The following is a 22,185-nucleotide window of genomic DNA, read 5'->3' as shown; positions in this document are numbered from 1 at the left end:
TATTCCCCCTAATCAATCGTGGCACCGAGTGCTCGGGCGACGTGTAATCCGCTCGTCATCGCGCCAATCGTCCCCGCTCCCGGAAACACGGTATCCCCGCACACGTAAAAGTCAGGTAAGTCTGTACGATAACTCGCAGCACGGAACAGCGCCTGACTCGGTGTCTGGGCATAGCCTCCGACCGCCCCATGCGGTCGCTTCGTATACTTCACCCATGCACCTGGTCCACCAGGAAGGAGAAGTGACGATTCACGGTCCCATGTAGGGAACGCAGTGGCGACGACGTCGACGAGACGATCGGTCCAATCTTGTTCTAGTTTCTCATAGGCTGTCCGGTCTTTCCAATATTGCCATTCCGATAAATCGATATGTGTAGAGACCGTGATGGCCCGTTCCGGTTTTTCTGTGCGCAACACATCATCCGGCGCGGACATGGAAATGAACGCATGCCCACTCGGTAATCGCTCGTGATAGATTTGTTGAAACAGCGGTTTCTGTCGACACACATCCTCAGGCAAGACGAGATAGAGACTGAACGTGCCCCATTGCGACTGCTTCAATTGTCTCCGATACTGTCGATTGAACCGTCCTCGATCCTTTCCTCTGAGAAGTTCACTCGTCCGCTCAATCGGGATGGCAGACACAACAACGTCGACCAGTTCAAGTCGTCCTCTTCGGTCGGTGACGAGCCATCCATCCGTCACTCGTTCGATGGACTGAACGTCCCTCCCTAATTTCGTCTCGCCACCAAACGTTCGGATTGCGCGCTCTAACGCATGAGCAAGTTGATACAGTCCTCCTTCTACATAATACGCCCCTTCATGATAGACTGATAGCGCCACAGCACCAAGTAAGTGACTCGCGTCTTTCGCTCCTGTCTGTAAACTGTCGAGCAGGACGCCATCGATGAATCGTTCGAACATCGTACCGTTTAGTCCATGACGGGCTAACGTGTCGCCGAGTGGTCGCTGGAGTTTAAGGAGTGCTGTGATTTGATTCGGTCGGAAACCTTTCAGTGCGTAAACCATGTCCGATATCGTGCGAAGCGGAAGAGCAGGCAACTGCTGAAACAATGGTCGAATCTTCTCAAAATCTCCCCACACTTCACGGTAAAACGCATAGATTGCCTGACTGTTCTCAGGGAAGGTACGACTGAGCTCATCGAGGAGACGTTCTCGGTCGCGATAATATGTGATGGTAAGGTCCGAGAGATGAATATTCATTACTTCATCCAATAAAATGACCTCGACCGCTTCTCCAATCTTCTCGAGAACCCGCTGATGGACCCCTCCCTGCTCAAATCCCATTCCGAGCGTCGCGCCTGCCGGGAACAAGTAGTCACCCCGTTGAAACTTCCCGGCACACCCGCCCCATTCACGTGATGCCTCTAAGACGACTACATCATGCCCTTTCTGCTGCGCGAGCGCAGCAGCTGTCAACCCTGCGACACCTCCACCAATGACTCCGATTTTCATGTACATCCCTCCTCTCTGTATCATACCCGCTCTTTCAAAAAATTGAAGAAATGAATCGGTTTTTGAGATTCCAGCGTTCTTTTGAAGGGAACTGATTCTCTTATGCAGAAATAGTTCACATCTGAAAAGGTAAGGTGATGAAAATGCGCAGTCGTGTCATGGTTTATTTATTGATTCCCATCCTCATCTTTATTGGTATACTGATTACCCCGCCTTCTGAGGAGTCGCTCAAGCTCGCGACGATGACGGTCGTCAGCATTCAGGAAATGATTCCTTATGAAAAAGAGTATACGGCGCAAAAAGTGCTAGAAGAACGAACGATAGACGATAAGTCAGCCATCATCGAAGAATGGCGTCTCGAACGTGGGGCGAGAACATCGTACAGTTATGTGCTCAGACTGAGAGGGTTTGAACACGTTACACAAATCGACGCAGGTGCTGCCAACACGAGATCGGACGGATATTACGCGATGCAGGCGCATAGCCCTATTTTTGAGACGGACAAGCCGGTGTCCACGAACTATCCGATTGTCGTGTTCAATTCGGAACAACGTTTCGTCATCGGACAGATGGACTTTCGGGTGATTTATGAAGAAGATGGACAACTGAAAAAATGGATTGTATTGGAGGATGAGCAAGAATAGATGAGCAACTTACCGATTAATAGCAATATAAACATGAAACGAATCATGATTATCGGTTCAGGCGGTGCGGGAAAATCCACACTCGCCCGCCAGCTCGGTGAACGATTACAACTTGATGTCTATCATTTAGATGCCCTCATGTGGAGACCGGGATGGGTGATGGCATCAAGAGAAGAACGAATCAGTATTCAACAACAACTCGTGAAGAAAGATGAATGGATCATCGATGGAAACTTCGGGAATACGCTTGATTTACGACTGCAGGCAGCGGACACTGTCATCTTGATTGACCTACCACGCATCGTCTGTATATACCGTGTCTTTAAACGAGTCGTCCGATATCATGGTACGACGCGACCGGATATGGGCGCATCCTGTGAGGAAAAACTCGATTTTGCCTTCCTCAAATGGGTTTGGAATTTCCCAAACATTCAACGGCTACAGCTGTTGCAACAGATTGAACAGCACCCGACAAAACTCAATTTGATTCATTTGAAATCGTCACGAGCAGTCAGAACATTTTATAATTCACTTTAAAAACGCTTTCATATCGAAAGTGTTTATTCTTTTTAAAATTTTGTATATTTATTCTTTACAATTAATAATTATGCATATACACTTAGTCTCATCTACAACAGGGAGGCATTATACATATGAAAAAATGGTTATTAGCAGGAACACTTATGATGAGCGCAGTATTACTCGGTGCATGTAGTCAAGAAACAGGAGGGGAAGCGACAGAACAGAAAACAATCGTTATGGGGACGAGTGCCGATTACTTTCCATACGAATTTGTTGATACAGCGAACGGGGATGCAATCGTCGGATTCGATATTGAAATCGCAGAAACGATCACGGAACGTCTCGGCTATGAATTGAAGATTGAAGATATGGACTTCGGTAGCTTACTCGGAGCCTTGAACAGTGGTCGAATCGACTTTGTCATGGCTGGGATGACACCAACAGAAGAGCGGAAAGAAAATGCAGACTTCTCGGACATTTATTTATCAGCAACAAACTTGATTATGACAAAAGACGAGTCCCTTCAGGCGATTGAAGATTTGTCTGGGAAGAAAATCGGTGTTCAAACGGCTTCGATTCAAGAAAACATCGCAAAAGAACAGGCTCCTGACGCTGAACTCGTATCATTGAACAAAATCCCTGAGATTGTTCAAGAGTTGAATACAGGTCGAATCGATGCGATGGTCATCGAAGACACGGTCGCACAAAAATACTTAGACCAAGATGACAACTTCTATACATTCGCTTTGAAAGAGGATGGCGAAAAAGGATCGGCAGCCGCCTTCAAATTAGATGATGAATTACGCGACCAGTTCAATGAAGAGTTGACCAAAATGATGGAGTCTGGTGAAATCGATGAATTGGTGGAAAAATGGTTCTCGATGGAGCCGACTGAATGAGACAAGTCAAGCTACCGATCTATCCCGTCGTCTATCCGACGGGACATCGGTTGAACCAAAATGAAAGTCAGTTCCCGTTACCTGACCGAATCATGAGCCAACTTGATTCGGTGACGTATCACGACTTACACGAATATCCGGTCGAACCGATCAATGAATTGTTCGAACACTACGCTGCGTACGTCGGCGTCACACCTGAGCAATTACTCGTCGGGTGTGGGAGTGATGAGATGATTCACGTCGTGACGCAAGCACTGCTCGCTCCACATGACATCGTCTTATCTCCTGCACCTGACTTTTCGATGTATCCGATTTTCACGACAATCGCACACGGTCATCATATTCAAGCCGTTGATTTGTCGTATGATGGAATAATAGAGGCGATTGAGATGCATCATCCGAAGCTTCTCCTTCTCTCGAACCCGAACAATCCAACCGGGAAGCTGTGGAACGTGGAAGAATTGGCGCATCTCGCCTCACTCGTGCCGTACCTCGTGGTGGATGAGGCGTATATGGACTTCACACCAGATGCCAGCATGATCCCGTTCATTGCCACCCATCCGAATCTCATCGTCCTTCGCACGATGTCAAAAGCGTTCGGATTGGCAAACGTCCGAATCGGATTCATGGTGACAAACACAAAACTCGCACATTACTTCCGTCAATTCATCCCACCGTTTAACATTAGCGGAGTAAGTGCGAAGATTTGCAACATCTTCTTAAAAGATGCGACTTATCTTCAAGAAACAATCGAATGGCATGACGAGATGCGGCAACAGTGGGCACTAGCCTTTGAATCCATCGGTCATGTCCTCGTCGCCTCGACAAACTTCTTGTACGTCGAGTTAGAGCAACCTGAAGCAGTATGGTCCCATTTGACTGCCTTGAACGTACACACGTCGAAACAACCGACGGGGATTCGGGTGACTATCGGTGATGAGACGGCACTCCAGCTTACACAAGAAGCGATTCATCAGTACGTTGAATCCATGAACGTCAAAAACTCCTGAACCTCGTGTTCAGGAGTTTTTGTCAGTCGATCGTCTTAATCACACGCGCCGGATTTCCTCCGACGACTGTTCGAGGTGGTACATCTTTTGTGACGACCGCACCGGATGCGACGACAGCCTCATCCCCAATCGTCACACCCGGGTTGATGATGGCCCCGCCACCAATCCATACGCGTTCCCCGATGGTCACCGGTTTTCCGAATTCATACCCAGAGATTCGCTCAATCGGATCAATGGGGTGTGTCGCCGTATAAATATGTACACCCGGTGCGAGCATGCAGTCATCCCCAAACGTGATGGGACAGATGTCTAGAAAGACACAATCAAAGTTCGCATAGAACCGCTCTCCCAAGTGAATATTGTACCCGTAATCACATTTGAAGTTCGGTTCGATGTAATACGACTCTTTCGTTGAACCAAGTAATGCGCTAAGAATTTCTTTTCGCTCTTCCAAGTCATCGATTCCTGAACGATTGAATCGCTCGGTTAATCGCCGAGCATGTTTCCTGTCGGCGACGAGCGTCTCATCACCAGCTAAATATAATTCGCCACGAATCATCTTTTCTTTTTCCTTCATTTTCATCCCTCCTCAATGAATAGTATAGAGGATTTTCAAATCATTTAGGGAATAGAGAGAGTGATGAGCAGAAGGAGGCAGATGTGATGAAACGAATATTAGACTGTCGAGCAAGTGATTTTATCACGTTTAATCGTCAAGATTTAGTCGAATCAATTCGAAAAGCGGAGGGACGGACGGTCATGGCCGAGGTCATTCCGACGGTGCAGCCGCTTTACCCGGAAGTAACGAACGCAGAACTGGCGCGAGCGTTCGGTGCCGATTTGATTTTATTGAACATGTTGGATGTGTTCCATCCTTATATTAAAGGACTTGAAAGTCATGCGTTGTTCGGCGAGATGCCAGGTGATGAGATGAGCGATCATCCGATTCTTGAATTAAAACGACTGATTGGATTGCCGATTGGAATCAATTTGGAACCTGTCGATTTTTCGGAGAAGTCGTCTGAGATGAATGAAGTGAAACGAGGCAGACTCGCTTCAATCGAAGCGTTCCAAAAAGCATCTGAGCTTGGGATCGACTTCGTCTGTCTGACAGGTAACCCGAATACCGGGGTCACAAATGAAGCAATCGAACAAGCGATTATTCAGGCGCGTCGTGAATTTGCCGGTGTCATCATTGCTGGGAAGATGCATCAAGCCGGTGCCGGCAACGTGTTGGACCGCGACGCATATATCCGCTTCGTCGAAGCTGGCGCAGACATCATCCTACTACCGGCGCCAGGCACGGTACCTGGCGTCCGTGAAGAGGCGTTCCACGAACTTGTACAAGAGCTACAAGCGCTCGGGGCACTCACTCTAGCAGCCATCGGAACGTCTCAAGAAGGGGCTGATGTCGCGACCGTTCGGGACATCGCACTCTCTTCGAAGCGCGGCGGTGCGGACATCGTTCATATCGGTGACGCCGGATTGTCTGGGATCGCCGTACCAGAGAACATTCAGGCACTTTCGATTGCCATTCGTGGAAGACGCCATACATACATTCGCATGGCCGCTTCGGTCAATCGATAACTCAAAAGAGGAAGGAGCACGTCTCCTTCCTCTTTCATTTACCATTCTGTGACGTCGCGACGAGGCTTCGCCGGTGTTGTCGTACCGTGACGTTTGGCGAGTAACGCTTCCACATCCTCTAAGCGGACCCCTTTAGCCGCCAACAAGACGAGCAGGTGATACAGAAGGTCTGCTGACTCTTCGACCAAGTCTTCGTCCGTCATGGCAGCAATGACGACCTCGAACGATTCTTCTCCGAACTTCTTTGCTATTTTTTCGACGCCTTGTTCAAACAAATACGTCGTATAAGAACCTTCTTTCGGTTCATTTTTTCTGGACTCAATCAATTGCTCCAATTCATGAATCATACGTTCACCTCCGTAAAGAAACAGGTTCGATTTCCGGTATGACACGTCGGACCGTTCGCATGAACACGAACGAGAAGTGCATCCTGGTCACAGTCGACGTGGATGCTGACGACATCAAGCGTGTTCCCGCTTGTCTCTCCTTTCATCCAAAGCCGACCTTTTGAACGAGACCAGAACGTGACGACCCGTTCACGAAGCGTCTGTTGAATCGCCTCCTCGTTCATATATCCTAACATGAGGACTGCCCCGTCTTCGTTTGAGACGATGATGGCGGGAATCAGTCCATTTTCGTCGAAACGAACCGCATCGGCAAGTTGTGACTCGTGCATACGTGCTTCACCTCTTCTACTGTCGTTTTTCGGTCATGTAAGATGGAGGCAAGTAAGGCAGCGTCGACTTTCTTAAGTGCCTCGACTACGTGCTCCGCATTCCCTGCCCCACCAGACGCGATAATCGGAATGTCGACGACTTCACGCAGTTGTTCTAAAATTGCCAGGTCATATCCGCTCTGCTTCCCGTCCTGGTTCATGGACGTGACAAGAAGTTCCCCCGCGCCGAGCGCGGCCACTTGTTTCGCCCATTCGACTGCCAACAGCTCGGTTTTCTGTTTGCCGCCATATGTGTACACGTAGTATTCGCCGTCTTCAAACTTTACGTCGATTGCGACAACAATACATTGTGATCCGAAACGGTCCGCGGCTTCACGAATGAGACTCGGTGATTCGACAGCGAGCGTGTTCAACGATACTTTGTCCGCTCCTGCTTTTAACAGTGAAGAGATATCCTCTAGCGAACGAATCCCTCCACCGACCGTCAACGGGATGAATACTTTTCGCGCGACCGCACTGACGACATCGAGCATCGTCTGGCGTCGTTCCGTACTTGCCGTGATGTCGAGAAAGACGAGTTCATCGGCTCCGGACTCATCGTAATATTTCGCGATTTCGACCGGGTCCCCGATATCTCGTAATTGCACGAATTCAATCCCTTTGACGACACGACCTTCCTTCACATCGAGACATGGAATAATTCTGCGTTTAAGCATAACGCGCCTCCCATTCAATCAGTTCTTCGATACTCACTTTACCGGATAGGAGCGCTTTGCCAACGACCGCCTCATCAATCTTGGCCATCTTCAGTTCCTTCACGTCCTCTTCGGTCGTCACACCGCCTGAAGCGATCAGTGTGACGTTGACGATTTGACGTAACGCCTTCATCCGAGAAACGTTCGGTCCGCTCAGTTTTCCGTCGGACCCGATGTCGGTATATAGAATCGTCTCAATGCCTCGTTTGACGAGATCTTGGGCGACCGAGATGTCATCGAGCTTTGTCGCTTCCTGCCATCCGTTAATGGCGACCTTCCCGTCGTAGGCATCGAGTGCCACAGCAACTCGTTTGCCATACTTTTCAATGGCCCGATCTAAAAAGTCAGGATCCGTGAACGCCTTCGTCCCTAACAGGACACGGTCCGCACCGGTTTCCATGACCGCCTCAAGTGACGCCTCTGAACGAATCCCGCCTCCTGTCTGTACGAGGAAGCCAAGAGACTTCGCATAGCGGACAACGTCTAAGTGACGCGGCTCGCCTGCTTTGGCCCCTTCTAAATCGATCAAGTGAATCATCGGGACTTTTCCTTGCCATTCCTTCAGTAGCTCATACGGGTCACCGTATTGTTCTTCTGTCGAAAAATCACCTTCCGTCAAACGGACGATCTTCCCTCCGATTAAATCAATGGCGGGTAGTAATCTCACGCTCGACCGCCTCCTTCCATTCTTGAAGTAAACTGAGACCGAACGTCCCGCTCTTTTCCGGGTGAAACTGCATGCCCATGACGAGCCCTTTTTGAACGATTGCCGGAACTTTCTCACACATATATTCAGCCGCAGCCACGATGTATTCGTCGTCCGTCACGGCATGGTAAGAGTGGACAAAATAGACGTCCTCATCGCGTAGGATCGAATTCCATCCGACGTGTGGGAGGCGCTTCGCACGCATCCGTTCGACCGTCCCCGGGATCAAACCGAGACCTTTCGTCGGCATCCCTTCCGTGCTCGAGTCAAACAAGAGCTGCATCCCAAGACAAATGCCTAAAAACGGCTTTTCTGTAGCCATTCGTTGCAAAAACGGGATCAGACCTGACTGCTCGAGCGATTGCATCGCTTGCGGGAAAGCACCGACACCTGGGAGTAAAATGGCGTCTGCTTCTTCAATTTGCCTCGCATCGTTCGTAATCACGACGTAACATCCGATGGCTTGTAAGGCACGTTCGACGTTGAACACGTTTCCCATGCCATAATCGATGACCGCTACTTTCATCCTTCGATCCATCCTTTCGTAGAAGGGAGTCGGTTCGTCCCATCGCTTGATACCGCCTCGGCAAGCGCTCGACCAAACGCCTTAAACAACCCTTCAATCATGTGATGTGAATTTGACCCGTAAAGGACGGCGAGATGAAGGGTAAGCCTGCCATTCATGGCAACGGCCCGAAAGAACTCTTCAGCGAGTTCGGTATCAAAATCACCAAGCTTTGGATTACGAATCTCCGCCTGATAGACGAGATAAGGTCGTCCTGATACATCGACGACTGCTCGCGCTAGCGTCTCATCCATCGGCATGTAACTCGACCCGTAGCGGCGAATCCCGACTTTATCCCCGAGTGACTTAGCGATGAGCTGACCGAGTGCGATGCCGACATCCTCGACCGTATGATGGGCGTCGATCCATGTGTCGCCTTCCACTTTTACGTGTAAGTCCATCTGACTGTGAAAGGCAAGCAACGTCAACATGTGATCAAAAAAACCGACCCCCGTTTGAATAGAGCTTTCACCTGTTCCGTCCAGATTTAATTGAATATCAATTTTCGTCTCTTTCGTTTCACGTTTTAGTTCAGCTGTTCTCAACAGAATTCACCTCTTCAATCGTTTGTCGGATATAGGTATACGCCTCGTCTGTCCCTGCACTGACACGTAATCCATCCGGAAACGCACGTACATGAACTCCTTTTTCAAGGAAGCGCGATGCCCATCCTTCACTATCATCCGTTTTGACATAAATAAAGTTGGCACGACTCGGTAAAATCTCGCCGATTGGACGTAATAAGTCCGTCAATTTTTCACGTTGTGTCGTATGGAACTCGATCGATTCTTGAATATATGATTCGTCTCGTAAAACGACGTTCGCGACAGCGGCACTGAGTCCACTGACATTGAACGGCGATCGGAAGCGATCAATCTGCTCAATGATTTCTTCTGACGCAATCATGAAACCAATCCGGAGGTTCGCTAAACCGAACGCCTTCGATAACGTCCGTAAGATGATGACGTTCGGATGTTCGTTCAAGCGAGATACAAATGAGTCCTGCATTGTGAAATCGATATACGCTTCATCTACGACGAGGTACGGAACGCGTGACGCAATATCTGACAATTCGTCAAGTGTCCACATCTTGCCGGTCGGGTTATTCGGATTTGAGATCAGGACGAGCTTCGGTTTGATCGTTTGAATGAGCTCGACGAATGTCTCATAGCTCAATCCGTTCGTATCAGGTTGTTTGAACTGCCCCCTCGCAATTTGTGTGTAGATGCCATACATCGAAAAGTCTGGAGCCGGAGCGAGGACGTGGTCCTCCGTATCTAAGATTGCCTGACTTAAAATCGCCAACAGTTCGTCGCTTCCGCTTCCGACCATGAGTTGTGTCGCCTCAACTACTGCATATTTGGCATAACTCGCTTTTAAGGCAATCAACTCTTCGACCGGATAACGACTGAGCGCCTCAAGTGACACGTCTCGAATCGATCGCTCTAGTCGTTCTGGTAACGGATATTGGCTTTCGTTTTGATTGAGTGCGAATCCTGACACGGCATGTGGTACATAGCGAGGGATATTTTGATAGTTTCGTCTCATATGCCCTCCATCCGAACAGCCATCGCACGGGCATGTCCTTCTAATTGTTCTTGTTTGGCGATTCGAATCGCAGCCTTTGTGATTGTCTCATCAAGTTCTGTCATCTCAAGGAACGTCTGGCGGCGATAAAAGTCGTCGACCGATAGTCCACTTGAGAATCGAGCCGTTCCGCTAGTCGGCAAGACATGATTCGGTCCAGCGATATAGTCTCCGAACGCTTCCGCTGCCTCGTGACCGAGGAAGAACGATCCACCGTGACGAATCATTTTCATCAATTGTTCCGGATCTTTGACGGCCAACTGGACGTGCTCCGCGGCCATCGTATTCGCATACTCGATCGCATCCTCGATTTTCCGATAAAAGACGCCGCCACGTTTCAACGCTTCTCTTGCGATGTCTTGTCGTGGTAAGAGCGCGAGCTGTCGTTCAAGTTCTTGCTCCACTTCATCACGAAGCGTCTCTGTCGTGACGAGCGCAATCGCTGTCGCCTCGACGTCATGTTCCGCTTGTGCGAGCAGGTCAGCCGAGACCCACTTCGGGTTCGCCGTTTCATCGGCAATGATTAACACTTCGGACGGTCCCGCAACGGAGTCGATGCCGACAATGTGGGACACGAGCGCTTTCGCTGTCGCGACATACGCATTTCCTGGTCCGACAATCTTATCGACGGGACGAATCGTTTCCGTTCCGTATGCGAGTGCAGCAACGGCTTGTGCGCCTCCGATAAGAAAACACTCGTCAGCACCCGCAATTTTTGCCGCGATTAAGAGTGAGATGTCGATCCCATCTGCTTTCGGTGGCGTGACCATGACGACTCGTTTGACACCGGCGACTTTTGCCGGAATGACGTTCATGAGGACGCTCGACGGATAGACAGCTGTCCCGCCTGGCACGTAGACCCCGACCGAATCGAGTGGCATATAGCGTCGACCGAGTCGAAACATCGTATCTTCGAACATATGATCTTGTCGTACTTGACGCGCGTGGAACTTACGAATCCGTTCCGCCGCTAACGTCAACGCTTCCGTCAGTTCAGCATACGCTGCTGGCGGGGTAAAGCGGGCTAAATCAACCGATTCAATTTTGTCGACACCGTCGAATTGTTTCGTCCATTCAAGGAGCGCTTCGTCTCCACGGGTTTCGATCGATTCAACGATTGGTTTCACGGACTCGGCCCATGCTTCGCGCCGTGATCGATTCGTTTCAGTGCTCATGTGTTCTCCTCCTGACTCAGCTTTCGAATCCATGCCTTCAATTCGTCAGGCTGTTCCGCCAAAGCCGTTTCGCTCGTAATGAATTTTGCATTGATTGAAAAAATAGTCTCATATTCTTCTAAGTCGTTCGCGGCAAGTGTCGCCCCTGTCTCAACGATGTCAACGATGCAATCAGCGAGTCCGGTTAAAGGCGCGAGTTCAACCGATCCATTCAACGCGATCACTTCTACGTTTTGTCGTTTCGATGCAAAATGTGAGATGGCGATATTCGGGTATTTACTGGCCACCTTCAATTTTTTCGTTCCGTTACGTCGGACTTTTGGACCACAAACAGCCATTCGACAACGTCCGAACGGCAAATCGACGACTTCAAGCACACCCGGCGTTTTTTCCCGTAAAATATCTCCACCGACGATCCCGACATCTGCGGCCCCGTGCATAACATATTTATAGACATCGTCACCTTTGACGAAAATAAATTCATGATCGCCTGCTTGCACCGTCAGCTCACGTCCACGTGTTTCAGGCCATACGGGTAAATCACGTTCTACAAAAAATTGACGAGCTGCTTTTTCGATCCGACCTTTCGCGACCGCTACTTTCATTTGATCACCTCATCTAACTGTTCTAAATCAAGCGACATGCCGAACGCTCGTCTCGATTGTCCGAAATGGCCATATAGTGAATCGTATCGTCCTCCTGACAGGACACGCTTCCCTTCGACGCTTCCTGTCACGGTCAAACCAGAGTAATAGTCAAAATCACCCGTTTGACCAAAATCGTATGACACTTCTAAACCGATTGCGCGCAAGTGTTGTACCGCCTCATCGACATCATCGATTGCCTCTTTTAAAGAAGCCGGTGCTTGAGTGCGCAACTCCTCGAGCGCTGAATTGCCAATTAGAAACGGTAATTTCGCAATCAATGGATAACGATATGTCTCCGCTAATTCACGTAACGATTCTAAATTGCGAATCGCCAAGATTTTACGGAATGTCCGCTCTTGAACGCCTGTTTCTTTTGCAATAAGTGAGATGACGGCCGCAGAACCGATTTTGATCGTTAATTGATTCGTAGGCAGGACTCCTTCCGTCATATCGAGAAATGATTCGATGAGATGATGATCCTTCTCTTCGCCGTCGACCCACTCGAGTCCAAGCTGTTGTCGTTCATGCGGTTGACCGGAATGCTTGACCGTCCGACGATAGACGGCACCCGCATAAGCGACGCGCATCGGTTCATGACCGTCGGCTAATTTTCTCGCAATCTGAAGTGTATAGTCAGGGCGCATGACGAGAAGTTCGCCGTCATTCCCAAATAACCGATAATAGGCCGACTCATCAAAGAGCGCCAAATTTTGATAATGCGAATAGTATTCAAGTAGAGGCGGGTCAATCACGGCATAACCGCTCGCCTCTGCTTTTTCTAAAAATGAAAGCATCCACCGCTTTGGCCGAATGACGTCTCCTGATTGAAGTTCATACCATCCTTCTGGAATTGAACCTTTTGAATTTGACCAAATCATGATAACCACCCTTTACCTTATTATCACTTTACCAAACTAAAGTATTGTGTTAAATTTATCAAATACAATCATACCTGTCAACCAATTAACTTATAAAGGACGTGTAACAAAATGTTTGATTTTACCCACGATGGACATGTGCATACTCCATTTTGTCCACACGGTACAAAAGACCCACTTGAACAATATATTCAAGTCGGAATCGAAAAAGGCCTGCAAACAATCACTTTTACAGAACATGCACCATTTCCTGAGTCATTTATCGACCCTGTACCGAATCGAGATTCGGCGATGCCATTTGATTCACTTCCTGATTACCTCAATACATTGCAACAGATGAAACAGCAATACAAAGGTGTAATAAGCATAAAGATCGGATTAGAAGTCGACTTGTTGCCAAACTTGGAGGAAGAAACGATCGCTTTATTAGAACCATACGCAACGTTGCTCGATGAAGTCATCTTGTCACAACACTTCTTATATGTAGATGGCACCTATATGCCGATTGATTATTCTGCCGAAACGTTCGATGAACTTGTCACAGCGCTCGGCTCATTCGAGAACGTCATGAAAGCTTATTATGAATCGATTGAACAGGGTCTCGCATTTTCGTGGAAAGACATTCGTGTCGCTCGGATTGGACACCTTGACCTCCCGATTAAATATCAAAAAAATTATGACTGGGATCGTTCAGAAGTAATAGAGGAAGAAGAACGTCTCTTACAGGCGATTGCCGACCGAGGATTCGGACTCGATTTCAACACGGCCGGACTAAGAAAACCCGATTGTGGAGAACCGTACGTCGCAGGGCTTGCAAAAATCGCGAGTCGGTTTCACATTCCGTTCACGATGGGTTCGGATGCACATCTCGCCAAAGACGTTGGGGCGGATTTCGACATGATTGCACACAAAAAAGCCACGTTCCTATGAACGTGGCTTTTTGACAGCGATCTAGCTATCTAGATCCCCATACTTATGGTTGACAACGATATGGCGTTCCATTTCTTCATCTGTAAACATCATACCATAAAGAAAAATAGATGCAATAAAAAATTGGGTGAAATTGTTCACCCAATTGAAATCACATCGCTGCGTATAATGTTTTTAAATCATTCGTAGATGCCTCGTCCATTTGGAGGGCTACTAGCTCAACATATTGTAGTGCTGGGTCCTGGTCTTTTGACAAAGCGACAATTTCGGCGGCTGCCTTATCAAGCGCCAACAAGATTCCTGATACACCAAGCGTCGGATAATATCGAAGTAAAGCTCGAACATGTTTAATCTCAGATACTTCACTTCCGTTAATCGTCAACGATTTGACAGCCAACTCTTTACGCATGCCAATCGCAAATTTATCTTCCCACACTTCTTCGAGCGTGATCAAGGCTTCTACTTCATATGCACCATCTGTAAAGCGAACAAGTTTTTCCATAAACAATTTCCCCTCTCCTGAATCTATTTTCATTATATAAGAGATTTCAGAGTATATATTGTGAAATATTGAACATTATGTGTAAAGTTTGTCTCACTTGATTTCGAACAAAAAAAGGCCCCTCCGAGGAGGGGCGAATAATGGAAGAGTAAAACACCATTGGCAGTACATTAATAATATATCACCTTATGAAAACGTTTACAATGTATTTTTGTACATTTTCTCTAGTGGCATATGTAGCACTTCAATCCCACTGTCACGCATCAATTCTAATCCGTCGCCATGCTCGTAACCGACCGCATAGACTACTCGTGCGACTCGTGCGGCGATTAGGGCAAGTGAACAGGCGTGACACGGCGAATGGGTGACATAAGCGGTCGCACCGAAGGCGTTCGTCGAATCAGCAGCCAGTTTTCCAATCGCATTGATTTCGGCATGGATTTCATGTTGTTTCGACCAGTGATGATGATCATACGGGTCCGTACATTTGATATATGTCACACCATCACGGATGAGTCGTGCTGGTTCGTTGATCATATTGAGATCCGTCAATGCAACATAGTCAGCATGCTTATAGAACCCATCTTCTAGCTTGATATAGATTTCATTACAGTTTGTATGACCTGAAGGTGTACCATTCAGACCGATTGAAATCGGTTTTTCATCTTTCACGATGACACAAGCGACACTCTTCGATGCACACTTCGAGTGTCGCTCGGCCATCATATCGGCAAACAGCAACCACGTCTCGTCCCACAATCGTTGTTTCTCCACACAAGTCCCTCCTCGTAGAAAAGGAAAGTCTGATTGCTCAGACTTCCCCCTTAGTATCCAGTGTCTTTTGGCAGTTCTTTATTTTTCGAGGCGATCTCGATGACTTTCTCTTTAAGCTCGTGCTCCATTCGGTCGAGTTCACGCTCGGCGTCGCGACGTTTTTGCTTCCCTTCTTGTTGAATACGTAATGTTTCATCCAACGTTGAAAGTAAGTTCTCGTGAGCAACTTTCAGTGATTCAACAGAAACAATCCCTTTTTCATTTTCTTGTGCGATTTCAATCGAAGAATCTTTCAACATCTTCGAGTTCTGCTCAAGCAACTGGTTTGTCGTCTTCGTCACGTCCTGCTGCATACGAAGTGCCGTCTTCTGACGCGTTAGGCTGAGCGCAAGAACGACCTGGTTTTTCCAAAGCGGAATCGTGTTGACGACCGCCGATTCAATCTTCTCGGCAAGGATTTGGTTATTCTGCTGAATGACCCGAATTTGCGGTGCCATTTGAAGGCTAATGGTACGACTGAGTTTTAAGTCATGCAATTTCTTCTCAAAACGGTCCGCCAATTGAATCATGTCGTTCAATTGTTGCAATTTTGACTGGTCTTTAGAAACTTCCACTTCATGTCGCAGTGGCGCAATCTCATGCTCACGTACATGATCTAGCTTTGTTTCACCCGCTGCGATATAGACGTTTAATTCTTCGAAATAACGCTTGTTTTTGTCATACATTTGATCGAGCATCGTGATGTCTTTCATTAGACCGAACTTGGCACGATCTAAATTGTGGATAACTTCTTCCAAATAGACGTTCATTTTTTCGAATTGAAGTTTATAGTTTTCAGCCTTCTTTTTTGCGCGACCGATGAGCGGGATGTTATCCATGAAACTCTTCTTCTCCGGTTGAAGCATGTCCGGGTCCATCTTTCGGACGTTTTGCATCAAATCTGACAAAAGTTTCCCGGCGTCCCCGCCATCTTTCATTCGGACTTCCGTCAAAATTTGGTCGGAGAATTGTGACAGTTCACGTTGGACATTCGACCCAAACAACATAACCGAATCCGTCTTTTTAATATCGATTGATTCAGCCAATCGCGTGATGCGCTCACGGTGCTCTTGAGGGACGTCTGGCTTCGCTTGGATAGCAGGCACTTCCTCTGCCTGCGAAACAGATGACCACTCTACAGACGGATCGCTAAACCCCTCTGCCTCAGTTTTTGTTTTTGTATCAGATGTCAGCTCTTCTTCCGGCCATGACTGCCAGTTCGTTTCATTCGATGAAGTCATGCTTTTTTCTCCCTTCCGGCTGATCAGATAAGACTCGCTCCATCATAATCAGTTCACGTTCAAAGTCTACGGCATCATCTTCAAGAAGACGTCCGCGCTGTTCTTTAAATTTATCGACAATTAGCCGCATATTCGTTATTAATTGTTCTCGAGTTTCTTCTTGAATGATGACCCGTTTTCCTTCCAGTTCTTTAAATTTCAAGACGACCGAGACGAGGGAATCTAAGTAGAATGTGAACAAGTCTCGAACATGCTTCGCGTCTTGCGGATTTTCGAAAAGTTCCTCGAACAATTCATGCGCTTCTTTTGACACTGCTTTCATTTCTCGCCTTACTTCTACATCTTTGATTTCAGGCAAGACACGGTCAATCTGTTGCAGTTTCTCATACCCTTGCTCAATCGTCCGTTGCAAGAATTGAAGTTCTAAATCATCCGTCGCCTCGAATTGACGTGCCGGGATAGGATCTTCAATCGGTTTTAGGATTCTTGAGCCTGAGAACGATTCTTCCTCATCAAGCAGCAGTTTTTTCTTCGCCCGTTTTGCGACCGTTGTCGGTGTTCGCTGACGGTTTTTGCGCTTATTCGTTGACCAGACTTCGTTCAAGACGAGCGCCCCTACTATAATGAATAACCAGGAGAAATCGAATACGTTGATGGCAAAGTATATGACTGCCCCAGTCAGGGCCCATTTCATCCATGTTTTCATTCTTTTCACCTCATCTCATGTTACTTCTATTGTACATTACGAAACCGATCAAAAAAAGTTTCGTCACCTCTATCATTTTAGCATAATAAAAGTCTTTGTTTCCTCCGTCCACAGGTGTAGAAACAACTACCTATATCGACTTCATTCCCGTTGCGAGACGAAAAAAACCGTAGACTCGAGAGCCTACGGTTCCTCAATTATGTGTTAAGCCACGTGGATACCATGACGACTCCTACTGTCACCGGTATAACATAGCGTATGAGCGCATGCCAGATTGGATAAAGCTTCATACCTGGTTGAGATGTTTGAATCTCGTCTTTTAAAATACGTTGGTCTACTACATAACCAACAAAAATTGACGTTAAGAAGGCTCCGACCGGCATTAAAATATAACTGACGAGGTAATCCATCGTGTCGAAAAACGTTCGCCCGTTCCAGATTTGTAAATCGCTCAATAACCCAAATGACAGCGCAGACGGCACACCGACGAGGAAGACGAGCAAGGCAGCTGTAACCGTTACTTGTTTCTTCGACCATGTCGGTTTCTTTTCATTCAGACGATCGGTCACACCCGCGACGACGACCTCTAACATCGCAATCGAAGACGTGATTGAAGCGAATGCGAATAATAAGAAGAACAATACCATGAAAAATCCACCGAGCGGAACTTGATTGAAGACCGCCGGTAGGACGACGAAGAGCAATGCCGGTCCTTCAGCTGGGTCTAATCCTGAAGCAAAGACTGCCGGGAAGATAGCAAGACCTGCTAGGAGCGAAACGGTAATATTCAATAGAACAATCATGTTCGCGGAACGTTTCAGCGTCCCTTTCGTCTTAATGTAAGATGCATATGTCAGCATCGCAGCCACCCCTAGAGATAAGGAGAAGAAGGCTTGTCCGAGGGCAAATAAGACCGATTCCCCTGTGAGAGCAGAGAAGTCAGGTTGTAAGAAGAAGCGGACTCCTTCCATCGCCCCGTCAAGTGTCAATGAGCGGACAACGAGGACTATAAAACTGATGAACAATAATGGCATTAAAATCTTGCTCATCCGTTCAATTCCCGCTTCTACCCCACGTAAGACAATCAAAAGCGTAATCGTGAGAAATAAAAACTGTCCGATGACGGCGATTTCAGGTGTTGACACGACACTTCCGAAGACATCACCAAATTCGTCAGCACTTCGTCCATTTAATGTTCCGCTCAAACCGAGTCCGATGTAAATGAGGACCCATCCTCCAATAACACTATAGAAGGAAAGCAACAGGAAACAGGCAATGACACCAAGATAGCCGATGATGCTCCATCGTCCATGTCCCAATTGTTTAAAGGCAAGAAGTGCTGTCTTTTGAGTCGAACGTCCAACGATGAACTCCCCAATCAATAATGGTAGACCAAGTAATAACGTGAACGCCAAAAACATGAGTAAAAAGGCACCGCCCCCACTAGTTCCAGTGACATACGGAAATTTCCATATCGCACCTAGACCAATCGCCGAACCTGCGGCAGCTAAAATGAATCCAATTTTTGAGGCGAATGAATTTTGCGCCATGATTACCCCTACTTCCTGTTTTTCATTTCATTTTCATAATAATAGTGAAATACTAACACGGTTCAACAATCAGGACAACAAAAAACAGAGAAAAGTCTGAATACTTTTCTCTGTTGATGCTTTATGGCGTTAAAAATGTTACTGCATTCTCTTGAATCTGGATGGACAATTGTTCAGATTCGAAATGTTCACCATCGATATCGATAATTTGAGGTTGACTCAATTCTACTTTCACATGAGAAGCCTGAAAGTGATTCCACTCGGGGGATTTTTGATCGAGACCGAGTTGCTGCGCCAAAAGTTGTCGAATCATCGGAAACCCGATTGATGAACTGTGAACAACCTCTAACAGTCCATCAGAAAAGGACTGTGTCTCAAGCTTCGTCGGGACTGTCCCGAGGTAGCTACCGTTTCCAATATAAAGAAAACTTACATCGCCTTCATAGAGCAGCTCATCTTTTCGATATAATCGGATTTCAAACGGATCCGCTTCACGAAATTGTCGAATCGTCGCTAAAAAGTAGCCGATTGACCCTAGTGATTCCTTTTCATCTGGGTCGATTTGTCGTGATGTATCGGCAATCAATCCAATCCCGACAAAATTGAGGGCATACATCTCATCCACTTGAATGACGTCTACTTGTTGCGTATGTTTCGACTTAATGACATTTGCAGCTTGTGTCGGTTGAATTGGGAGTTCGAGCGCTCGCGCAAAATCATTACATGTCCCGGCCGGAATGATGCCTACGGTAGGTCGCTCCTTGCGCTCTAACGTCATCAATCCGTTCACTACTTCATTCAGCGTACCGTCCCCACCAATCACGATGAGATGGTCGAAAGGTCCACTCTCTGAGGAAAATCGGAGTGCATCCCCAATTTCTTGCGTCTTCTTGATGGTGATTTCTTCATAGAGCGATTCAATCGTTCCAATGACCTCCCCGAGCATCGTCTCGCTCGTACCAGACTTCGGATTCGAAATAATCAAAGCTCTCATAATAACCCTTCCTGCTCTAAGAAGTCTTTCGCTACGTCATATGCACGTTCATTTCCGTAAGCGACACGTCGGTTCAATTCAGACATCTGTTCGTCCGTGATTTTTCCAGCGAGTTGATTAAGGGCATCTTCGATTTCTGGATATTCTTCAAGTGTTTCTTCTTTCAAGAGGGGTGCCCCTTGATAAGGTGGGAAGAACTGTCGATCGTCTTTTAAAACGACCAAGTCATTTTCGGCAATATCAGGGTCAGTTGCGTAGGCATCAACTAGATTGACGTCTCCTCGAGAAATGGCACGATAACGCAACTTTTGCTCCATCGACACAACGGATGGGAAATCAAATCCATATTCATCTTGAAGACCAGGATATCCATCTTCACGATCTGTAAATTCAAGGGTGAACCCTGCCTTAATATCTGATTCCACGTTTCGTAAATCTGAAATCGCAGTAATGTCCTCTGCTTCTGCATATTCACGTGGAATAGCAAGTGCATACGTATTATTAAACTGCATCGGCTCAAGCATCACATACCCGTCTTCTGCAAGTGCATCTCTCGCTTGTTCGTACACCTCGCGTGCATCATTTGACTCAGGTGACTCTTTTACGAGACTAGCGAGTGCCGTACCAGTGAATTCCGGATAGATGTCGACATCACCAGATTTCAGAGCACCCCATACGAATGTCGTTTCACCAAAGTTCGGTTTCACTGATACGGACAGATCCGTTTCTTCTTCAATTAACAACTTATACATATTCATCAAAATTTCAGGCTCAGGTCCAAGTTTTCCGGCGACGACTAAATCCGTCTCCTGTGAGCGACCGAATGCGAGCGGAGTGATGATAATCAAGGCGAGTACGGTTGAGACGGCAATCAATTTCGTTTTATTGCGAGATGCTGTTGCACCTTCCATCTGACGCAACAAGAAATCAAACAATAGTGCTAAAATAGCAGCCGGTATGGCCCCAAGTAAAATTAAGTAATTGTCATTTCGGTTAATCCCAAGCAAAATTAATGTACCAAGCCCACCCGCTCCAACGAGGGCAGCGAGTGTCGCTGTTCCTACGATAAGGACCATGGCAGTTCGAATACCAGCCATTATGACAGGGAGAGCAAGCGGTAGTTCGACTTTCATCAAACTCTGATTCGGCTTCATTCCACAAGCCCTTGCTGCTTCAAGTAATGATTTATCTACTTCGTTCAAACCTGTAAACGTATTCCGTAAAATCGGAAGAAGCGCGTATAGGACGAGCGCAATGATTGCAGGTAATGCACCGATTCCTACGAGCGGAATCATCAACCCGAGCAAAGCAAGAGAAGGAATCGTTTGAATGATGGCAGTAACACCAATAGCGGTTTCAGCAATTTTTTTACGACGCGTCAGCCAGATTCCTAACGGTACAGCAATCAAGACGGCGATTAAAAGTGATACGACAGAGAGCTGTAAGTGCTCAATCAGTGCCTCGACAAGCTGTCCTTGTCTATTTTGGAACGTCTCAAGCATCCAGCTCACCTCTTCCACGTTGTGTAAATTCCAAGACGAATGGGTCATCGCTCGCCAATATCTCTTCTGGCGTACCGACAAGCATCAATTCGCCATCACGCATCAATGCGATACGATCACCGAGCTTCATCGCTTCCTGCATATCATGTGTGACAAAGAGAATCGTCTTTCCTAGTTCATCATTCAATCGTTTGATGTCGTCTTGCAATTGTCCGCGGCTAATCGGGTCAAGTGCTGAGAAAGGTTCGTCCATCAAAATGACTTCTGGGTCTGCCGCTAGGGCACGCAATACACCAACTCGTTGCTGTTGACCTCCTGATAGCTCTGAAGGTTTTTTGGCACGTAATTTCGGATCGAGACCGGCAATTTCCATCAACTCTGTCACGCGGTCTTTTGTTCGATCCTTCTTCCATTTTAATAGTTCAGGAACGACAGAAATATTTTCTTCTACTGTCAAGTGTGGGAATAGTGCGATTTGTTGTAACACATATCCGATATTACGACGTAACTCGTAAATATCAAATTGATAGATTTCTTTTCCATCGATCAATATTTTTCCATCTGTGTGATCGATTAACCGATTCACCATTTTCATTGTTGTAGTCTTGCCACAACCTGAAGGACCAATCAATATAAAGATTTCTCCCTTTTGAACTGTTAAGCTTAACTCTTTGACGGCCAATGTCCCGTCTTCATAACGTTTTGATACATCCCGAAACTCAATCAACGTAATCCCTCCTCGACTATTTCCAAAATGGAAATTCAAATAGTATTTTGCCCTTTTCTATGCTTTGTTAAACAAAAAAAGGCTCTCCTGAATA

Annotated in this window: 23 protein-coding genes and 2 pseudogenes; 6 read left to right on the top strand and 19 right to left on the bottom strand. The window is 47.0% G+C overall.

Annotation, left to right across the window (positions count from 1 at the left end; all coding sequences use genetic code 11):
* Positions 1 to 8: 8 nt before the first annotated feature.
* Complete coding sequence (locus KNO98_RS01395) at positions 9 to 1,475, bottom strand: phytoene desaturase family protein (RefSeq protein WP_214698344.1); 1,467 nt, start codon at positions 1,473 to 1,475, stop codon at positions 9 to 11.
* Positions 1,476 to 1,612: 137 nt separating this feature from the next.
* Here KNO98_RS01395 and KNO98_RS01390 point away from each other — a divergent pair, with 137 nt between their 5' ends.
* The 4 genes from KNO98_RS01390 to KNO98_RS01375 all read left to right on the top strand — a co-directional run bounded on the left by KNO98_RS01390 (position 1,613) and on the right by KNO98_RS01375 (position 4,550).
* The gene (locus KNO98_RS01390) at positions 1,613 to 2,119 is read left to right on the top strand and encodes a hypothetical protein (protein WP_214698343.1); all 507 of its coding nucleotides are present in this window, start codon (positions 1,613 to 1,615) and stop codon (positions 2,117 to 2,119) included.
* Positions 2,120 to 2,152: 33 nt separating this feature from the next.
* Positions 2,153 to 2,656 (top strand): DNA topology modulation protein, encoded by a 504-nt coding sequence (locus KNO98_RS01385; RefSeq protein WP_214699923.1) that lies wholly within the window; start codon positions 2,153 to 2,155, stop codon positions 2,654 to 2,656.
* A 116-nt stretch (positions 2,657 to 2,772) separates the two neighbouring features.
* On the top strand, positions 2,773 to 3,540 hold the full coding sequence (locus KNO98_RS01380) for a transporter substrate-binding domain-containing protein (protein WP_214698342.1): 768 nt from the start codon (positions 2,773 to 2,775) through the stop codon (positions 3,538 to 3,540).
* Positions 3,537 to 4,550 (top strand): pyridoxal phosphate-dependent aminotransferase, encoded by a 1,014-nt coding sequence (locus KNO98_RS01375; RefSeq protein ID WP_214698341.1) that lies wholly within the window; start codon positions 3,537 to 3,539, stop codon positions 4,548 to 4,550. The genes KNO98_RS01380 and KNO98_RS01375 overlap by 4 nt, the downstream gene beginning before the upstream one ends.
* Positions 4,551 to 4,572: 22 nt before the next feature.
* Here KNO98_RS01375 and KNO98_RS01370 read toward each other — a convergent pair whose 3' ends face one another.
* On the bottom strand, positions 4,573 to 5,127 hold the full coding sequence (locus KNO98_RS01370) for a maltose acetyltransferase domain-containing protein (protein WP_214698340.1): 555 nt from the start codon (positions 5,125 to 5,127) through the stop codon (positions 4,573 to 4,575).
* 86 nt (positions 5,128 to 5,213) lie between these two features.
* On the opposite strand from KNO98_RS01370, the gene KNO98_RS01365 reads away from it, so the two are divergent.
* A complete protein-coding gene (locus KNO98_RS01365; protein ID WP_214698338.1) occupies positions 5,214 to 6,137 on the top strand; it encodes a DUF7916 family protein in 924 nt (307 codons plus the stop codon).
* Positions 6,138 to 6,175: 38 nt separating this feature from the next.
* Here KNO98_RS01365 and hisIE read toward each other — a convergent pair.
* The 9 genes and pseudogenes from hisIE to KNO98_RS01315 form a co-directional block, all read right to left on the bottom strand.
* A pseudogene (hisIE, locus tag KNO98_RS14795) lies at positions 6,176 to 6,813 on the bottom strand (bifunctional phosphoribosyl-AMP cyclohydrolase/phosphoribosyl-ATP diphosphatase HisIE).
* Positions 6,762 to 7,529, bottom strand: a complete 768-nt coding sequence (gene hisF, locus KNO98_RS01350; RefSeq protein ID WP_026826110.1) for an imidazole glycerol phosphate synthase subunit HisF — start codon at positions 7,527 to 7,529, stop codon at positions 6,762 to 6,764. The pseudogene hisIE and the gene hisF overlap by 52 nt, the downstream one beginning before the upstream one ends.
* Positions 7,522 to 8,235, bottom strand: coding sequence for a 1-(5-phosphoribosyl)-5-[(5-phosphoribosylamino)methylideneamino]imidazole-4-carboxamide isomerase (gene hisA / locus KNO98_RS01345; RefSeq protein ID WP_214698334.1), 714 nt, complete (start codon positions 8,233 to 8,235; stop codon positions 7,522 to 7,524). Before hisA ends, hisF begins: the two co-directional genes overlap by 8 nt.
* Positions 8,213 to 8,800 (bottom strand): imidazole glycerol phosphate synthase subunit HisH, encoded by a 588-nt coding sequence (gene hisH, locus KNO98_RS01340; RefSeq protein WP_214698332.1) that lies wholly within the window; start codon positions 8,798 to 8,800, stop codon positions 8,213 to 8,215. The genes hisA and hisH overlap by 23 nt, the downstream gene beginning before the upstream one ends.
* Positions 8,797 to 9,384, bottom strand: a complete 588-nt coding sequence (hisB, locus tag KNO98_RS01335) for an imidazoleglycerol-phosphate dehydratase HisB (protein ID WP_214698330.1) — start codon at positions 9,382 to 9,384, stop codon at positions 8,797 to 8,799. Before hisB ends, hisH begins: the two co-directional genes overlap by 4 nt.
* The gene (locus KNO98_RS01330; protein WP_214698329.1) at positions 9,371 to 10,387 is read right to left on the bottom strand and encodes a pyridoxal phosphate-dependent aminotransferase; all 1,017 of its coding nucleotides are present in this window, start codon (positions 10,385 to 10,387) and stop codon (positions 9,371 to 9,373) included. Before KNO98_RS01330 ends, hisB begins: the two co-directional genes overlap by 14 nt.
* Positions 10,384 to 11,601: a histidinol dehydrogenase gene (gene hisD / locus KNO98_RS01325; RefSeq protein ID WP_214698328.1), complete on the bottom strand. Its 1,218-nt coding sequence runs from the start codon at positions 11,599 to 11,601 to the stop codon at positions 10,384 to 10,386. The genes KNO98_RS01330 and hisD overlap by 4 nt, the downstream gene beginning before the upstream one ends.
* Positions 11,598 to 12,206 carry an ATP phosphoribosyltransferase gene (hisG, locus tag KNO98_RS01320; RefSeq protein ID WP_026826116.1) on the bottom strand — a complete coding sequence of 203 codons (609 nt, stop codon included), beginning with the start codon at positions 12,204 to 12,206 and terminating at the stop codon, positions 11,598 to 11,600. The genes hisD and hisG overlap by 4 nt, the downstream gene beginning before the upstream one ends.
* Entirely contained in the window at positions 12,203 to 13,126 is a 924-nt protein-coding gene (locus tag KNO98_RS01315; RefSeq protein WP_026826117.1) for an ATP phosphoribosyltransferase regulatory subunit, read from the bottom strand. The genes hisG and KNO98_RS01315 overlap by 4 nt, the downstream gene beginning before the upstream one ends.
* Before the next feature lie 111 nt (positions 13,127 to 13,237).
* On the opposite strand from KNO98_RS01315, the gene hisJ reads away from it, so the two are divergent.
* Positions 13,238 to 14,056, top strand: a complete 819-nt coding sequence (gene hisJ, locus KNO98_RS01310) for a histidinol-phosphatase HisJ (RefSeq protein ID WP_214698327.1) — start codon at positions 13,238 to 13,240, stop codon at positions 14,054 to 14,056.
* Between the two features lie 151 nt (positions 14,057 to 14,207).
* Here hisJ and KNO98_RS01305 read toward each other — a convergent pair whose 3' ends face one another.
* The 8 genes and pseudogenes from KNO98_RS01305 to KNO98_RS01270 all read right to left on the bottom strand — a co-directional run.
* On the bottom strand, positions 14,208 to 14,558 hold the full coding sequence (locus KNO98_RS01305) for a hypothetical protein (protein ID WP_214698326.1): 351 nt from the start codon (positions 14,556 to 14,558) through the stop codon (positions 14,208 to 14,210).
* A gap of 198 nt (positions 14,559 to 14,756) precedes the next feature.
* Positions 14,757 to 15,332, bottom strand: coding sequence for a deoxycytidylate deaminase (locus KNO98_RS01300; protein WP_214698324.1), 576 nt, complete (start codon positions 15,330 to 15,332; stop codon positions 14,757 to 14,759).
* Between the two features lie 50 nt (positions 15,333 to 15,382).
* Complete coding sequence (locus KNO98_RS01295) at positions 15,383 to 16,612, bottom strand: toxic anion resistance protein (protein ID WP_026826121.1); 1,230 nt, start codon at positions 16,610 to 16,612, stop codon at positions 15,383 to 15,385.
* A complete protein-coding gene (locus KNO98_RS01290; RefSeq protein ID WP_214698322.1) occupies positions 16,596 to 17,318 on the bottom strand; it encodes a 5-bromo-4-chloroindolyl phosphate hydrolysis family protein in 723 nt (240 codons plus the stop codon). Before KNO98_RS01290 ends, KNO98_RS01295 begins: the two co-directional genes overlap by 17 nt.
* A gap of 197 nt (positions 17,319 to 17,515) precedes the next feature.
* The gene (locus KNO98_RS01285; protein ID WP_214698320.1) at positions 17,516 to 18,868 is read right to left on the bottom strand and encodes a sodium-dependent transporter; all 1,353 of its coding nucleotides are present in this window, start codon (positions 18,866 to 18,868) and stop codon (positions 17,516 to 17,518) included.
* 121 nt (positions 18,869 to 18,989) lie between these two features.
* Complete coding sequence (locus tag KNO98_RS01280) at positions 18,990 to 19,862, bottom strand: diacylglycerol/lipid kinase family protein (RefSeq protein WP_214698319.1); 873 nt, start codon at positions 19,860 to 19,862, stop codon at positions 18,990 to 18,992.
* Positions 19,859 to 21,364: an ABC transporter permease/substrate-binding protein gene (locus KNO98_RS01275; RefSeq protein WP_034771093.1), complete on the bottom strand. Its 1,506-nt coding sequence runs from the start codon at positions 21,362 to 21,364 to the stop codon at positions 19,859 to 19,861. Before KNO98_RS01275 ends, KNO98_RS01280 begins: the two co-directional genes overlap by 4 nt.
* A 10-nt stretch (positions 21,365 to 21,374) precedes the next feature.
* Positions 21,375 to 22,091, bottom strand: a pseudogene (locus KNO98_RS01270) (ABC transporter ATP-binding protein); the annotation flags it as partial.
* Positions 22,092 to 22,185 lie beyond the last annotated feature (94 nt).

It is taken from the genome of Exiguobacterium sp. s57 (assembly GCF_018617685.1).
Taxonomy (GTDB): domain Bacteria; phylum Bacillota; class Bacilli; order Exiguobacteriales; family Exiguobacteriaceae; genus Exiguobacterium; species Exiguobacterium marinum.
The sequence above is the reverse complement of the archived record's forward strand: the minus strand, read 5'-3'. Positions and strand labels throughout refer to the sequence as shown.

Bases quoted from the DNA above. Each gene is read 5' to 3' on its own strand.
- KNO98_RS01390 (WP_214698343.1), top strand. From the start codon at position 1,613: ATGAAAATGCGCAGTCGTGTCATGGTTTATTTATTGATTCCCATCCTC.
- KNO98_RS01305 (WP_214698326.1), bottom strand. From the start codon at position 14,558: ATGGAAAAACTTGTTCGCTTTACAGATGGTGCATATGAAGTAGAAGCC.
- hisF (WP_026826110.1), bottom strand. From the start codon at position 7,529: ATGCTTAAACGCAGAATTATTCCATGTCTCGATGTGAAGGAAGGTCGT.
- KNO98_RS01290 (WP_214698322.1), bottom strand. From the start codon at position 17,318: ATGAAAACATGGATGAAATGGGCCCTGACTGGGGCAGTCATATACTTT.
- hisD (WP_214698328.1), bottom strand. From the start codon at position 11,601: ATGAGCACTGAAACGAATCGATCACGGCGCGAAGCATGGGCCGAGTCC.
- KNO98_RS01330 (WP_214698329.1), bottom strand. From the start codon at position 10,387: ATGAGACGAAACTATCAAAATATCCCTCGCTATGTACCACATGCCGTG.
- KNO98_RS01315 (WP_026826117.1), bottom strand. From the start codon at position 13,126: ATGATTTGGTCAAATTCAAAAGGTTCAATTCCAGAAGGATGGTATGAA.
- KNO98_RS01275 (WP_034771093.1), bottom strand. From the start codon at position 21,364: ATGCTTGAGACGTTCCAAAATAGACAAGGACAGCTTGTCGAGGCACTG.
- hisH (WP_214698332.1), bottom strand. From the start codon at position 8,800: ATGAAAGTAGCGGTCATCGATTATGGCATGGGAAACGTGTTCAACGTC.
- KNO98_RS01295 (WP_026826121.1), bottom strand. From the start codon at position 16,612: ATGACTTCATCGAATGAAACGAACTGGCAGTCATGGCCGGAAGAAGAG.
- KNO98_RS01365 (WP_214698338.1), top strand. From the start codon at position 5,214: ATGAAACGAATATTAGACTGTCGAGCAAGTGATTTTATCACGTTTAAT.
- KNO98_RS01370 (WP_214698340.1), bottom strand. From the start codon at position 5,127: ATGAAGGAAAAAGAAAAGATGATTCGTGGCGAATTATATTTAGCTGGT.
- KNO98_RS01375 (WP_214698341.1), top strand. From the start codon at position 3,537: ATGAGACAAGTCAAGCTACCGATCTATCCCGTCGTCTATCCGACGGGA.
- hisJ (WP_214698327.1), top strand. From the start codon at position 13,238: ATGTTTGATTTTACCCACGATGGACATGTGCATACTCCATTTTGTCCA.
- KNO98_RS01380 (WP_214698342.1), top strand. From the start codon at position 2,773: ATGAAAAAATGGTTATTAGCAGGAACACTTATGATGAGCGCAGTATTA.
- KNO98_RS01395 (WP_214698344.1), bottom strand. From the start codon at position 1,475: ATGAAAATCGGAGTCATTGGTGGAGGTGTCGCAGGGTTGACAGCTGCT.
- KNO98_RS01280 (WP_214698319.1), bottom strand. From the start codon at position 19,862: ATGAGAGCTTTGATTATTTCGAATCCGAAGTCTGGTACGAGCGAGACG.
- KNO98_RS01285 (WP_214698320.1), bottom strand. From the start codon at position 18,868: ATGGCGCAAAATTCATTCGCCTCAAAAATTGGATTCATTTTAGCTGCC.
- hisG (WP_026826116.1), bottom strand. From the start codon at position 12,206: ATGAAAGTAGCGGTCGCGAAAGGTCGGATCGAAAAAGCAGCTCGTCAA.
- KNO98_RS01385 (WP_214699923.1), top strand. From the start codon at position 2,153: ATGAAACGAATCATGATTATCGGTTCAGGCGGTGCGGGAAAATCCACA.